Genomic DNA, 13,834 nt, shown 5'->3' with positions numbered 1-13,834 from the left:
AGTGTGACCCAGACCCCCAGATTGCAAATCACCAACCTGCGGCGCAGCTTTGACGGGCGCGCGGTGGTCGATGATGTGTCGCTGTCGGTGATGCCGGGGCAGGTGACCTGTTTGCTGGGCCCTTCGGGATGCGGCAAATCCACGACCCTGCGGATGATCGCGGGCGTGGAAATGCAGGACAGCGGCGCGATTTACGTCGATGGCAAGCTGGTATGTGACACGGTGTTCCGTGTCCCGCCCGAAGCGCGCTCGATCGGGTTGATGTTTCAGGATTTCGCGCTGTTTCCACATCTTGATGTGGCCCGCAACGTGGCGTTTGGCCTGCACGGCCCGCGCGCCGAAACGCAGGCACGGGTCGCGGCGCTACTGGATCGTGTGGGGATGACGCGACATATGAATGCCTATCCGCACCAGCTTTCGGGGGGCGAGCAGCAGCGTGTCGCGCTGGCCCGTGCGCTGGCCCCGCGCCCCCGTATCATGCTGATGGACGAGCCGTTCAGTGGTCTTGATGACCGTCTGCGCGATGATATCCGCGATGAAACGCTTGAGGTGCTGAAAGACGAAGGCACCGCCGTGCTGCTGGTTACCCATGAACCGGGCGAAGCCATGCGCATGGCCGACGAAATTGCGCTGATGCGGGATGGCAAGATCGTGCAACAGGGCGCGCCCTATAATATCTACAACACGCCGACCGACAAGCAGGCGGCAGCATTTTTCAGCGATATCAATGTGATATCAGGCGTTGTTCACGGAGCGTTGATCCAGACGCCGTTTGGCCAGTTTCTTGCGCCCGGTGTGGCTGATGATACGGCGGTGGATATTGTCACCCGACCGCAGCACTTGAAAATCGACTTTGACCGTGACGGGCGTGGCCCCAATCCGACCATCGCCGAAGGCACACCGGCGCGTGGCATTGTCGAACGCGCGCGTTTTATGGGCAGCGAAAGCCTGGTGGAATTTCGGATGGATTACGACGGGTCGCGGCTCAAGGCGGTGGTGCCGTCGGTGTTTTTGCCGCAGGTCGGCACCCCGCTGTGGATCATGATCCGGCGGGACCGCTGTTTTGTCTTTCCCAAGTCCTAACCGTCGTAATCGGCCAGTGATTTGCCGGTCTCGTTGACGAACAGGCTGGGCAGGACACGCAGGGCGCTGATCTGGTCGATGCGCAGGTCGGCAAATCCCTTGGTGGTTTCGCACCAGACCACGCAGGTCCACAACCGCCCCCAGTAATCCAGCTTGAGCGGGCGCACGGTGCGGTCCGTGCCATCATGGGTGATCGCCAGTTTCTGGCGCGACCGGATTGCCTGGCGCATGATCGGCAGGTGCCGGAACCCGCGCGCGGCGTCGGCAAACGGGTAGACCGCAAAGCCAAAGCTGGCGGGTGCCTTGCTGCGGTCCTCGGGCAGCACCGCCCCGATCTTGCCGGACAGGCTTTGCCCGGCGCTGCGCAGGTCCGGATCACTGGCCTGTCCAAGGGCGGCAATGGCCAGATGCAGCGCCTCGACCTCGGCCATTGTCAGGTTCAGCGGGGGCAGGGTGATGGCGGCGGTCACGCGATAGCCGGTGCCACGTTCCCCTTCGATCGGCACGCCCGAGGCGGCCAGTGTTTCCATATCACGATAAATCGTGCGCAGGGACACGCCCGTAGCGCGGGCGATGTCGCCGGCGCGGTGCAGGTCACCATCACGCAAAAGCTGCACGATTTGCATGAGTCGGTCGGCGCGGCGCATGGGTTGTCTCCTTTGGGGAAGTTTTGACAGAAAACTGACAGTTGACAAGTTTTTGTCACTAATTCTGGCAAACCCTTGCAAAAAAGGGGTTTGCGGGGCGTTTTCGGGCTTCCATTGCCGCGCCGCAGCGCCTATCTACGTGACTGACTTAGACTTGGGCCGGACATTCCGCCCCCTACGGGAGAGTTTCACATGCTTAACAATATTGGCCTTCCGGGCCTCCTTTTGATCGCAGTTGTCGTGCTGGTGCTGTTTGGGCGCGGCAAGATTTCTTCGCTTATGGGCGAAGTGGGCAAAGGTATCACCGCCTTCAAGAAGGGCGTGGATGATTCCACAAAAGAGATCGAAGAGCAGGCAGACGCCGCGCGCGACGTCACCCCGGAAGAAGAAAAAGACGAGGCCTGAGCGCCTGTGATCTAAGCAAAAGGGAACGCCTATGTTCGGCCTTGGCTGGAGCGAATTAATGGTGGTCGGCATCGTGGCGCTGATCGTGGTCGGCCCCAAGGATTTGCCCGTGCTGTTCAAGACGGTCGGGCAGTTCGTGGGCAAGGCCAAGGGCATGGCGCGCGAGTTTTCCAGCGCCATGAACGCCGCCGCCGATCAGGCAGGCGTCAGCGAAATTCAGAAAACCCTGAATGCAGCCGCCAACCCCAAGAAATTTGGTGTCGACAAAATCCGTGAAGCCAGCGGCATGGGGCCGGCAACAACGGCCCTGTCCAAGGAACGCGAAGAAGCCCGCGCCAAGATCAGCGAGGCCACTGCCAAAGCCGCCACAGATCGCAAGGCGCGCGAAGCAGCCGAGGCCGACGCGGCGGCCGCTGAAACAGCCAAGCCTGTAGCCAAGAAGCCTGCCGCCAAGAAGCCCGCCGCCAAGGCTGCTGCGAAGAAGCCCGCTGCAAAACCTGCCGCCAAGAAGCCAGCCGCCAAGGCTGCGGCCAAAAAACCTGCGGCCAAGAAACCTGCCAAAAAGCACGCAGCCCCCAAAGGTGACGTATGAGCGCGACGGACGAGATCGAAGACTCCAGCGCTCCGCTGATCGAACATCTGGCGGAACTGCGCACGCGTTTGATGCGCTGCGCACTGGCGTTTTTTATCGCCATGATCGTGGCTTTCAGCTTTGGCGGGATTATCCTCGACTTTCTGTTGATGCCCATCGAAAAGACCATGCGCAGTCTTGGAAATCCCAATCCTGTGATGCAATACACTGCCCCGCAGGAGTATTTCTTTACGCTGATCCGCATTTCGATGGTTGGCGGTTTGATGCTGTCGTTTCCTGTGCTGGCGCATCAGATGTGGCGCTTTGTGGCGCCCGGCCTGTATCGCAATGAAAAGTCCGCGTTCCTGCCATTTATCATCGCATCGCCCGTTTTGTTCCTGCTTGGTGCGGCCTTTGCCCATTACGTGGTGATACCGCTGGCGATGGCGTTTTTCCTTGGCTTTGCCGATTTGCCGTCCTTTGTGTCGGCCATGCTTGCGGGCGAGGATCCAAGCCTCGCGCGTGAAGGCGGGATTGACATCGTTTTTAATGGCAAGGTCAATGAAAGCCTTGATATTACACTGAAAATGATCGTTGCCTTTGGCTTGTGCTTTCAGCTTCCGGTGCTGCTGACGCTGATGGGCAAGGCTGGATTAGCCTCCTCGCGCGGGTTGCGGCGCACCCGCAAATACGCCGTCGTTGGCATTCTTGTGGTCGCCGCTTTGGTGACGCCCCCCGATGTCACCACGCAGTTGATCCTGTTCGTGGTGGTTTTCGGGCTTTACGAGATTTCGATCCATCTGGTCGCCTATGTCGAGCGTGGCAAGGATAAGCGCGCCCGCGAGGAGGGTGTGATTGGTGAAGGCGAGAGCCTGTTTGATGACTATGACGACGACGAGGAGCTGCAAGAGGAGCCGGAGCCGTGAGCAAATCGGTCTTGCGCCGCATCGCCAATGCGCTGGATCGCATGGCGCCTGCACCGCTTGATGCCCCTGATTTCGCTGCGGCCCCCGCCTTTGTCTGGCATACCGATCCTGATCGTCTGGAACCCGTGCAGCAGGTTAACCGCGTGGACCTGTCGCTGTTGGTGGGGGTGAACCGCGCACGCGATACCCTACTGGAAAACACGGTGCAGTTTGCCGGTGGATTACCCGCCAACAATGCCCTGTTATGGGGCGCACGCGGCATGGGAAAATCAAGCCTTGTCAAGGCGATACATGGCGCACTTTATCCAAAACATGAGCAGTTGAAAATCGTCGAGGTGCAGCGCGAAGACCTGCCCAGTATCGGCCGCTGTCTGGCCCTTCTGCGCGGCCGCAGTGAACGGTTCATCATGTTTTGCGATGATCTGTCATTTGGCCATGACGATGCGCATTATAAATCGCTCAAGGCTGTACTGGATGGCGGGATTGAGGGGCGGCCCGAGAATGTCGTGCTCTATGCCACATCGAACCGCCGCCACCTGATGCCGCGCGACATGATTGAAAACGAACGCTCGACCGCGATCAGCCCGTCCGAGGCCGTGGAGGAGAAGGTTTCGCTGTCAGACAGGTTTGGTCTGTGGCTTGGTTTTCACCCCTGCGATCAGGATGAATATCTGGCGATGATCCGTGGGTATTGCGATGCCTACGGCGTTGAAATTACGGATGAAACCCTGCGCGCCGAGGCAATTGAATGGCAGGCCACGCGCGGGTCCCGGTCGGGGCGCGTGGCCTGGCAGTATTTCATTGATCTGGCGGGGCGTCAGGGCGTCAGGATTTAAGGCAGATAATCCATCGGATCGACGCTTTCCAACCCGTCACGCACTTCAAAATGCAAGAAGCTGGGGGTGCCGTCGCGCACGGTGGCGATGGTTTGCCCCTGACTGACGCTGTCGTCCTTGGACACGCGCAGCCCATCAAGGTTGGTGTAAACTGTCAGGATGCTGCCGGTGTGTTTGATCACGACGATGGCGATGCCGTTGGTGTCGGTCGTCACTGCGGCGACGGTGCCTGCGGCGGCGGCCTTGACGGCGGTGCCGGCGGGCGCGCCGATGTCGATCCCTTCGTTACGGCCATTGGCGTATTCACGGATGATGCTGCCCTGCACGGGGTAGATAAACGGCGCGCTGGTCGCAGGTGTCGCCGTGCGCTCGCCCAGATCGGGCGCGGGTGGGGCCACCACGGGTGCGGCTGCCACGGCGGTATCATCTTCGGGCAGGGGATCGGCGGCGCTTGGCGGCACGGGTGTTGCGCTGCCCGTGCCCGGTTGTTCAACGACCTGCGCGGTGGCGGGGGGCGTCGCGCCTGCAACGGGGATCAGCACGAACTGGCCTTCGCGCAGGGTCAGATCAGCGCCGAGTCCGTTCCATTCCGACAGGCTGCGCACCGGCACATCATAAAGGCGGGCGATGGAGTAGACGGTTTCGCCGCGCGCGACGCGGTGGCGGATCGGTTCGCTGCCGGTTTGGGCGGCGGCGGGTGTTTCAGGCTGGGCCACGGGCTGTTGCGGACCAGCACGGTCAATCGCCGCCCCCGCGAGGGTTGTCACATCAATCGTGGAAGGTTGAATCGGGCCGGAGCTGATCGCACCTGTTGCGGGCGAGGGTTCGGCGACCCGGTTCGGCAGGGCGATGATTTCATCGCGGCGCAGCGGCACATCGGGGTTGATCCCGTTATAGCGCGCCAGCTCTTCGGCGTTCAGCCCAAGGCGGGCCGCGACCATGCGCGCGGTCTCGCCGCGTTCGGCCACAACCACCTGATAATTCGGATAAGAAATCACGCCACGATCATCCGGGCGTGGGCGCGCAGCGATATTTTGCGCCGCGGCCGAGGTATCAAGCCCGCCACCCCCAAGATCGCGCAGGTCGATGTCGAAATTACCATTGGCGTCGCAGGCGGCAATAAAGAGCGCTGCACTGCCAGCCAGCATCAGCTTGGCCTTGGACGTTATGGGGCGGGGCGTGAATGTCGCCATGTTCTGCTATCCTCATCTACGCGACCTTTATGGGCCGTCGTTTTTCTAAGCCGTCAATCCTGCCCGATGCCTTCCAGCAGGGGCACGAACCGAACGGGTCGCAATTCGTCATACTCATAGCCCGAGTCCGTGCGTGTCACACGGATCAGGCTTTGGACCGCGTCAGACTGGCCGACGGGTAAAACCATGATACCCCCGATCCGCAGTTGCGCCAAGAGGGGGCCGGGCGGGTCTTCGGCGGCGGCCGTTACAAGGATGCGGTCAAAGGGGGCCTGATCGGGCAGACCAAAGCTGCCATCGGCGGTAAAGGCGGTGATATTGGTGATATCGGCTGCGTCGAAAATGGCGCGCGCGTCATTCACCAGACGCTTGTAGCGGTCGACCGTGTAGACGCGGCGCGCAAGGTGGGACAGGATCATCGCCTGATAGCCTGACCCGGTGCCAACCTCGAGAACCTTGTCACGCGGCTGCACGTTCAGCGCCTGCGTCATCAGCCCAACAACCGACGGCTGGCTGATCGTTTGGCCGCAGGCAATCGGCAGGGGCATGTCCTCGTAGGCGCGTTTGGCGAAGTGGCCGCGCACGAACAGCGCGCGGTCGGTCTTTTCCATCGCCGTCAGGGTGCGCTTGTCGGTGACGCCCTTGGAGCGCAGCTTGAACAGGAACTGCATTTTGCTTTCGGCGGTATGGCTCACCCCAGTCGCTCCTGCAGGGTTGTGATGGTGTCATGGGCCGTAAGATCAGCGCGCATTGGGGTTATGGCGATATATCCGTCCAGACATGCGGCGCTGTCGGTGCCTTGCGCGGTCGGGATATGTTGCGGGCCACCCTTGACCCACAGGAACTTGCGCCCCGAGGGCGCGTGGTGTGGTTCAACGCTGAAAAAGGTGTCTTTGCGATACCCTTGGGTGGTGATCGCGCGCCCCTTTACGGCCGCCGCAGGCACGGGTGGAAAGTTGACGTTGTAGAACAGGCGGTAATCCTCGCCGTCCCAGATGCCATGATCCAGCAGGGCGCGCACGGTGGCTGTCCCGTGCTGCACCGCCGCCTCGAAGGGATCATCAAGGCTGGCGTTGTCAGGCCCGAAAAACTGCGACAGCGCGATGGCGGGCAGGCCTTGCAGGGCCGCCTCGATCGCGGCCCCGATCGTGCCGGAATAAAGCGTGTTTTCGGCGGCGTTATTGCCGCGGTTGACGCCCGACAGGACCAGATCGGGCGCTCCGTCAGACATCACGTCATAAAGCCCGGCCAGCACGCAATCGGCGGGCGATCCTTCGGCGGCAAACCGCTTATCGGACAGTTCGGCGATCATCATCGGGTGAGTATAGCTGATGCAATGGCCTACGCCGCTTTGCTCAAAGGCGGGGGCGACGACCCAAACCTCGCCATTCGCGCCGGCAATCTCGCGGGCGATGGCCTCGAGCACGATCAGGCCGGGGGCATTGATCCCGTCGTCATTTGTCACAAGAATACGCATGGTGTTGCCCCTTTCCCCCTACCTAAGCGAGGGCGCGCAGGGCGGCAAGCAATCGCGCGCCTGCACCGCACTTGCGCCCCAAAGCGTGGCCTGTGGGACTCAGGCCGGGTCAAGGATTTCGGGCAACAGGCGCGCGGCCTCGGTATGGATATCGGACAGCGGCGCGCGATCCTCGCCCGGATAAAACCGCGCACGGGTGCCGGTGGGCATGGGCTTGGGTGACAGAATGCGCACATCGGGGCCGGTTTTCACTGATTCAGCCTGCCAGGACCGGGCCAGCGCAATCTGCGCGCCCTTGGTTGTGCCGTAGCTGCCAAAGAACGGCTGGCCCGCGTGCGGATCGTCAAAGAACACCGCACGGCCCGTTTCGCCCAGCAAGGGCGTGACATAGGAAATCAGCCGCGATGTGGCCGTGAGGTTGATCGCCACGCTTTTTTCAAAGTCTTTTTCGGCGATATGGGATGCGGGCGACAGGGGCGCGCCGTGGATCGCCGTGTGCACCCAGAGATCAAGGCTGCCCCAACGATCATAGATCGAACGGCAAAGCTGCTGCATGGCCGCATCCGTGGAAATATCCATCGGCGCAAGCGTGGATTGCCCGCCTGCCTCCTTGATCCGGTCGTCGAGTTCTTCAAGTGCGCCGGTGGTGCGGCCCACGGCGATGATGTGATGGGTCGGGGCCAGCGCCAGCGCGAGCGCCGCGCCAAGGCCACGCGATGCGCCGGTGATTAATGCGGTTTTCATAAGAGTCCCTTTTTGGCGGGTTTACGGGGTTTGCTGGGCAGGGTTGCGTTATGTTGCACGTGCAGTTCGGCGCGCGCGGCCTCCAGATCGCCGGTTGCGCCGATCCAGTTGCACATCCGGTCAAAATCAGGGCCGATGTTTTCCAGCGTCATGTCCATTTTGTGGGTCTTGTCGCGCAGGAACAGGTCAATGTTCTGCGTTACCGTATCCACATAGTCGCGGCAGTATTCGATCAGTTTGGTCTTTGGTGCGCGCTGTTTGGAGCGGGCAAGGATATCGTTGCGATAGGCCTTGAGGATGCCCTGATTGGCCCGTTTGGCGAAACTTTGCGCGGTGGCTTCGGGCGCGCGGGTCAGGTGGATATAGGCGGCATTATCGCCCCATTCCCGTTCCAGCCGGCCCAGCAACCAGGCAAGGCGGTTGTCGATTTCGATATGGTGTTCGGGGATGTTGAACCGGTCCGGCCCCGTGCGATGTGTCATCGCCTCGTGATCCGAGGTGTAGTTATCCAGATGTGCGGTTGCGCGTGACAGTGTCATCGAGCCGCACCGCCCCGTGCATAGCACAAAGATGCGGGTCGGTGTGGGGGCGGGTTTTGACTTGCGAAACATGGCAGATGAATAGGACGCCGCGCGCAGGGCGGCAACCCCGTCTAGGCACCCGGAAGTTCAAGCGACCAGCTTTCGGCCCTGCGCGCGAAAATGACCCGGGTTTCGTCGATCGCGACGATTTCCCCACCGTTCATCCGGTCGCCCAAGGTCAACCGACGCACGTTGCCATTGGCAAGCCGGATCAGCGCCAACGGCCCATCCGCGCGCAGCACCGTGCCAATCAGCACAGCGCGGTCAAGCGGGATCGGGGCGTCCGCGTGGGCAAGTGCTGCGACGTTGGCAGGGGTATCGTTCGACATCGGTCCATCCTTCAAAGAAGGCGGGCAAATGTCAGGAATGCTGCACCGCAGCAAGCATGGCGCGGTGCGGCGTGTAAAATCGGCGAAAGCGCGCCTATTCGGCGGCGGTTTTCATCTGGAACCCGGCTTCCAGCATGTCGGTGGGTGCCACGGGATATTCCCCGCTAAAGCAGGCGTCGCAGTATTGCGGCTGGTTCGGGTCGCGGCCCTTTGCCTCGCCCACGGCGCGATAAAGCCCGTCAAGGCTGATGAATTTGAGGCTATCGACCTGCAGGTGGTCGCGCATCTCGTCCTCGGACATGGTGGCGGCCAGCAATTTTTCGCGCTGCGGCGTGTCGACACCATAAAAACAAGGCCATGCGGTGGGTGGACTGGCGATCCGGAAATGCACTTCGGCGGCCCCTGCATCCAGGATCATTTCCTTGATCTTGCGGCTGGTGGTGCCGCGCACGACGCTGTCATCCACAAGGATCACCCGCTTGCCCTTGATCAGCGCGCGGTTGACGTTGAGTTTCAGACGCACACCCATGTTACGGATCTGTTCGGTCGGTTCGATAAACGTCCGGCCCATATATTGGTTGCGGATGATGCCCATCGCATAGGGAATGCCGCTTTGCAGCGAATAGCCGATGGCGGCGGGGGTGCCACTGTCGGGAACCGGGCAGACCAGATCGGCGTCAACCGGTGATTCCTTGGCCAGTTCGCGGCCGATCGCCTCGCGGGTTTCATAGACCGAACGCCCGCCAAGGATGCTGTCGGGGCGGCTGAAATAGACGTGTTCAAAGATGCAAAAGCGTGGCTTGGCAGGGCGAAAGGGAAAGTGGCTTTCGACGCCCTTGGCGGTGATGACCACCATTTCGCCCGGCTTGATTTCGCGCTCGAACTCGGCACCGATGATATCCAGCGCGCAGGTTTCCGACGACAGCGCCCAGCCGTCACCGATGCGGCCAAGCACCAGCGGGCGCACGCCCAAGGGATCGCGGCAGCCGATCAGTTTGGTGCGGGTCATGGCGACCACGGAAAATGCGCCTTCGACCTTGCGCAGGGCTTCTTCCATGCGGTCGGGAATCTGGCGCCCCATGGAACGGGCCATCAGGTGAATGATACATTCGCTGTCGCTGGAGGATTGAAAGATCGATCCACGCTCGATCAACTCGCGGCGCAGGGCGACCGCATTGGTGATATTGCCGTTATGGGCAATCGCCGCCCCACCCATCGAAAATTCGCCAAAAAAGGGCTGCACATCGCGGATTGCGGTCGGGCCCTTTGATCCGGCGGTGGAATAGCGCACATGGCCGATGGCGATTTCGCCGGGCAGGGTTTCCATCAGTTTCTGGCTGGTAAAGTTGTCGCGCACATAGCCGAAACGGCGCGCCTGGGAAAATCCGGCCTCGGGGTCGTGCGACACGATCCCGCCGGCCTCTTGCCCGCGATGTTGCAGGGCGTGCAGGCCAAGGGCGACAAAATTGGCGGCATCCGCCACGCCGACAACGCCGAACACGCCGCATTCCTCTTTCAGTTTGTCGTCATCAAAAGGATGGGCGGGGGCATTTGCAGCGCGTCATGGTCACTTGGCACGGGAGGGCAGCTCCGAATCCGAGGGTTTCGCTTGGTCCGTCTTAGTCGGTTGGCGGGGCTATGTCACCCGCCGATCCGTGCGACCCTGTCAATTACTGAGCCGCGCCGCAGCCGCCGACCAGTTGTTCGTATTGGGTGGTGATCCAGCCAAGGGCGGCTTCGGGGTCGCGGTCGCCGATCTGGCCGGTCATGCGGGCAAATACGGCCTTGGCGCGGCTATCCTCGACCATTGCGATGTCCTGGGCTGTCAGGACCGTTTCATAGACAAAGAAGGCGACCGCAACGAGAAGAACACCGCGCAACACACCGAACAGAAATCCGACACCCTGATCAAGGCCACCCAGGGCCGAGCGTTGCACAAGGCTCGAAAATAGCGGCGTAAAGATCGAAAAGACCACCAGCGCCACAGCAAAGACGGCGGCAAAGGCGGCAATGATGCTGAGCTCGCAACTGTCACCGATAAAATCGCCCACGACGGGAATTTGCCGGATCAGCGGCTGCACCTGATCGGCAAAGATGAAGGCTAGGATGGTCGCCCCGATCCAGCCGGCAATCGCCATCGCTTCGCGCACGAACCCGCGCGAATAGGCCAGAAGCGCGGAAAGGACGATGATTATGGCAACGACGCCGTCAATGAGGGTGAAGCTATCCATATGTCTTTCCTTGCGCGGCGTTAGCGTTCGCCAAAAATCTGTTCCACGAATGCGGGCAGATCCTCCATCGAGCGAAGGGTCAGGCCCGCGTCCCCGCTGCGTTTCTTTTGCGACGGGGTGATGGCTTGGGTAAAACCAAGTTTTTGCGCCTCTTTCAATCTATTTTCGGTCTGTGACACCGGACGAAGTGCCCCTGAGAGGCTAATTTCGCCAAAAACAACACAGTCTGGCGGCAAAGCGGCGTCTTCCCGCGCAGAAATCAACGCCGCGGCCACCGCCAGATCGGCTGCAGGTTCACTCACGCGCAAGCCCCCCGCGACGTTCAGATAGACGTCCAATCCGGTGAAGGGCACGCCGCAGCGCGCCTCGAGCACTGCCAATATCATCGCCAGCCGCCCGCCGTCCCAGCCGACAACCGTGCGCCGGGGTTGCGAATGGGGCGAGGGGGCGACCAGCGCCTGAAATTCGCACAAGACAGGCCGCGACCCCTCGATCCCGGCAAAAACCACCGATCCGGGGGCCGGTTTGCCGCGTTCGGACAAGAACAGGGCAGAGGGGTTCTTGACCTCGGCCAGACCCTTGCCAGTCATTTCAAAGACGCCGATTTCGTCGGCCGGGCCAAAGCGGTTCTTGACGGATCGCAGGATGCGGAACTGGTGGCCGCGCTCGCCCTCGAAATAAAGCACGGTATCGACCATATGTTCGACCACGCGCGGCCCGGCAATTGCACCTTCCTTGGTGACATGGCCGACCATGACCACGGCGATCCCCTTGCGTTTGGCGAAGGTCGTAAGTTCATGGGCCGAGGCGCGCACCTGACTGACAGAGCCCGGCGCGCTTTCGACGTTATCGGCCCACATGGTCTGGATCGAATCGATGATCGCCAGATCGGGCTTTTCGGTTTCCAGCGTGGTGAGGATATCGCGCAGGTTGGTTTCGGATGCGAGCATGACAGGGCTTTCGGTCAACCCCAGACGACGCGCCCGCATCTGCACTTGCGCCGCCGATTCTTCGCCCGAGATATAGATCACCCGCAGACCGTTGCGCGCGAACCGTGCCGCCGCCTGCAACAACAGGGTGGATTTGCCGATCCCCGGATCGCCGCCCACCAGCAGGGCGCTTGCGGGCACCAAGCCACCGCCCAGCACGCGGTCAAGTTCATCGACGCCCGACATGGTGCGGGGCGGTTCGGCCTCTTGCGTGGCAAGATCGGTCAGTTTGATCGTTGTGCCACGCTTGCCGCCCAGGGTTTTCTTGGCAGGGCCGGCTGCGGACAGGGGCTGGGATTCTTCGATGGAATTCCACGCGCCGCAGCTTTCGCAGCGCCCGGACCATTTGGTGAAACTTGCCGCGCATTTGGCGCAGGTGAATGCAGGTTCTTTTGCCATGTTCTACTTTTGTCCCAAGGCTGCGCGCGAGGCAAGGGCGGGATGCCTCCGGCGGGAGTTATTTTGCCAAGATGAAGATTATTTGCGCAGCGCGCGCATGGTCAGCGTTGAAATGGCGATGCTGGCAAGGATGCAGGCGGTGAACAGATACAGCCCCCATGCCACTTCGACCTTGGCCCAGCCCACGCCCTTGACCACGACAATATAGAGCGCGATCAAAAAGATATCGGCCATCGCGAGTTTGCCCATATAGGACAGGACCGGCAGCACCTTGCGCCGCAACAGGCCGAAATGGACCAGCGCCAGGCCGATGGTTTTGAGGTAGGGCGCAAAGAGCGCGAATGCGGTGACCAGCAGGGCCAGGGCCACATCGCTTTCCCACAGGGATTGCAGCCCCGAGATGACGCTGATTTCCGACAGGCCGAACAATGGCAGCAAGCCAGCGCGCAACAAGGGTGCGAACCACGCGATCGGGAACAGGACCAGGAGGGACAGGTTGAGATAGCGCAGCGCGGTCATCATGATGCCTGTGTGGCGGCCTTCGCGGCGGTGCGCAAGGGTTACTCGGCGGCGGGGCGTTCGCCCAGCGGTACGACATTGGCGCTGTCACGGCCAAGAGTGTAGCCAAGGGCGGGCAGGGTGGCCGCGAGCTGTTCTTCGAGTTGCGATAACTGGCTGGCGACAACGCTTTCTTCCAGTTCGACCTGCTGCGACCACTTGCGGATTTCGCGGCAGGCGTGCAGGGCTTCGACGATCTTTTGCTGCTGGTTTTCCGCTTCTTCCTGACGTTGGCGCAGGAAGGTCTTGGCGCGGGCGACCTTTTCGTCAGAGTAGATATCGGCCAGATGGCGTGATTGCTTGCTCATTTGCGCGGCCAGTTCAAGGACCTCGTTTTCAAGGCTGCCAAGTTCGGGGTGGTCGCGCAGGTAGGCAAGCCGTTCGCGCACCGCGTCAAATTCGGAACTGAGTGTAAACACGCCCGCGCGATCCGCCGTGTGGCACAGGTGATAGGCGCGCGCCACATCATCCATCGAGAGATTGAAATCGCGGTGGGTCCGCTCGAGCGCGAGGATACGACGCGAGCTGGGAATAAAGAACACCAGCGAGACCAGAAGGAAGGTCAGGGCGATCTGCGCGATCAGGCCGGCGGCTGGCACATTCCACGCGCCGAACTGGGCTTGAAAGGTCAGCCACGGGGCCAGACCAAGCGCAGAGGCCATCGTGTAGCCAACCACCACCAGCGCCAAGGCGATGATGCTGAACAATGCGAGCCCGTGAAGCGCGCGTTGAATGCCGAACAAGGCAGATCGTAAAGACACCGGTCAGTCCCCCCAGACAATGACGTGAGCCTTAGGATAGGCGATTAACCATATGTCGCCAAAGGGGAAAATCGCCTGCGGGCGCGCAATTGGGTTTTGATACC

17 protein-coding genes are annotated in these 13,834 nt (G+C 61.4%); 5 read left to right on the top strand and 12 right to left on the bottom strand.

Going from position 1 to position 13,834, the window contains the following annotated elements; genetic code table 11:
• Positions 1–3 precede the first annotated feature (3 nt).
• Positions 4–1,083 (top strand): ABC transporter ATP-binding protein, encoded by a 1,080-nt coding sequence (locus FTO60_RS09790; protein ID WP_148055788.1) that lies wholly within the window; start codon positions 4–6, stop codon positions 1,081–1,083.
• Here the strand turns inward: FTO60_RS09790 and FTO60_RS09785 are convergent.
• Positions 1,080–1,730, bottom strand: coding sequence for a YafY family protein (locus FTO60_RS09785; protein ID WP_148055787.1), 651 nt, complete (start codon positions 1,728–1,730; stop codon positions 1,080–1,082). The two genes, FTO60_RS09790 and FTO60_RS09785, sit on opposite strands and share 4 nt — an antisense overlap.
• 192 nt (positions 1,731–1,922) lie before the next feature.
• Here FTO60_RS09785 and FTO60_RS09780 point away from each other — a divergent pair, with 192 nt between their 5' ends.
• The 4 genes from FTO60_RS09780 to FTO60_RS09765 are packed head-to-tail and all read left to right on the top strand — an operon-like array spanning position 1,923 to position 4,468.
• Positions 1,923–2,135, top strand: coding sequence for a twin-arginine translocase TatA/TatE family subunit (locus FTO60_RS09780; protein ID WP_148055786.1), 213 nt, complete (start codon positions 1,923–1,925; stop codon positions 2,133–2,135).
• Positions 2,136–2,166: 31 nt separating this feature from the next.
• A complete protein-coding gene (gene tatB, locus FTO60_RS09775) occupies positions 2,167–2,727 on the top strand; it encodes a Sec-independent protein translocase protein TatB (RefSeq protein WP_148055785.1) in 561 nt (186 codons plus the stop codon).
• Positions 2,724–3,632, top strand: coding sequence for a twin-arginine translocase subunit TatC (gene tatC / locus FTO60_RS09770; RefSeq protein WP_148055784.1), 909 nt, complete (start codon positions 2,724–2,726; stop codon positions 3,630–3,632). Before tatB ends, tatC begins: the two co-directional genes overlap by 4 nt.
• Positions 3,629–4,468 (top strand): ATP-binding protein, encoded by an 840-nt coding sequence (locus tag FTO60_RS09765; RefSeq protein WP_254696774.1) that lies wholly within the window; start codon positions 3,629–3,631, stop codon positions 4,466–4,468. The genes tatC and FTO60_RS09765 overlap by 4 nt, the downstream gene beginning before the upstream one ends.
• Here FTO60_RS09765 and FTO60_RS09760 read toward each other — a convergent pair.
• From FTO60_RS09760 to FTO60_RS09710, 11 genes are all read right to left on the bottom strand, one after another.
• A complete protein-coding gene (locus FTO60_RS09760) occupies positions 4,465–5,661 on the bottom strand; it encodes a M23 family metallopeptidase (protein WP_254696773.1) in 1,197 nt (398 codons plus the stop codon). The two genes, FTO60_RS09765 and FTO60_RS09760, sit on opposite strands and share 4 nt — an antisense overlap.
• A 53-nt stretch (positions 5,662–5,714) precedes the next feature.
• Positions 5,715–6,356: a protein-L-isoaspartate(D-aspartate) O-methyltransferase gene (locus tag FTO60_RS09755; protein WP_254696772.1), complete on the bottom strand. Its 642-nt coding sequence runs from the start codon at positions 6,354–6,356 to the stop codon at positions 5,715–5,717.
• Positions 6,353–7,138: a 5'/3'-nucleotidase SurE gene (gene surE, locus FTO60_RS09750; protein ID WP_148055783.1), complete on the bottom strand. Its 786-nt coding sequence runs from the start codon at positions 7,136–7,138 to the stop codon at positions 6,353–6,355. The genes FTO60_RS09755 and surE overlap by 4 nt, the downstream gene beginning before the upstream one ends.
• A gap of 99 nt (positions 7,139–7,237) precedes the next feature.
• Positions 7,238–7,882, bottom strand: a complete 645-nt coding sequence (locus tag FTO60_RS09745) for an SDR family oxidoreductase (RefSeq protein WP_148055782.1) — start codon at positions 7,880–7,882, stop codon at positions 7,238–7,240.
• On the bottom strand, positions 7,879–8,493 hold the full coding sequence (locus FTO60_RS09740) for a hypothetical protein (protein ID WP_148055781.1): 615 nt from the start codon (positions 8,491–8,493) through the stop codon (positions 7,879–7,881). The genes FTO60_RS09745 and FTO60_RS09740 overlap by 4 nt, the downstream gene beginning before the upstream one ends.
• Before the next feature lie 41 nt (positions 8,494–8,534).
• The gene (locus tag FTO60_RS09735; RefSeq protein ID WP_148055780.1) at positions 8,535–8,792 is read right to left on the bottom strand and encodes a pilus assembly protein PilP; all 258 of its coding nucleotides are present in this window, start codon (positions 8,790–8,792) and stop codon (positions 8,535–8,537) included.
• Between the two features lie 94 nt (positions 8,793–8,886).
• Positions 8,887–10,293 (bottom strand): amidophosphoribosyltransferase, encoded by a 1,407-nt coding sequence (gene purF / locus FTO60_RS09730; RefSeq protein WP_254696771.1) that lies wholly within the window; start codon positions 10,291–10,293, stop codon positions 8,887–8,889.
• A 169-nt stretch (positions 10,294–10,462) separates the two neighbouring features.
• Positions 10,463–11,023: a CvpA family protein gene (locus tag FTO60_RS09725; protein WP_148055778.1), complete on the bottom strand. Its 561-nt coding sequence runs from the start codon at positions 11,021–11,023 to the stop codon at positions 10,463–10,465.
• Between the two features lie 20 nt (positions 11,024–11,043).
• Positions 11,044–12,411: a DNA repair protein RadA gene (gene radA / locus FTO60_RS09720; protein WP_148055777.1), complete on the bottom strand. Its 1,368-nt coding sequence runs from the start codon at positions 12,409–12,411 to the stop codon at positions 11,044–11,046.
• A 78-nt stretch (positions 12,412–12,489) separates the two neighbouring features.
• A complete protein-coding gene (locus tag FTO60_RS09715; protein ID WP_148055776.1) occupies positions 12,490–12,933 on the bottom strand; it encodes a paraquat-inducible protein A in 444 nt (147 codons plus the stop codon).
• Between the two features lie 38 nt (positions 12,934–12,971).
• Positions 12,972–13,730 (bottom strand): DNA repair protein, encoded by a 759-nt coding sequence (locus FTO60_RS09710; protein ID WP_148055775.1) that lies wholly within the window; start codon positions 13,728–13,730, stop codon positions 12,972–12,974.
• Positions 13,731–13,834: the final 104 nt, after the last annotated feature.

Source organism: Octadecabacter sp. SW4, assembly GCF_008065155.1.
Taxonomy (GTDB): domain Bacteria; phylum Pseudomonadota; class Alphaproteobacteria; order Rhodobacterales; family Rhodobacteraceae; genus SW4.
The sequence above is the reverse complement of the archived record's forward strand: the minus strand, read 5'-3'. Positions and strand labels throughout refer to the sequence as shown.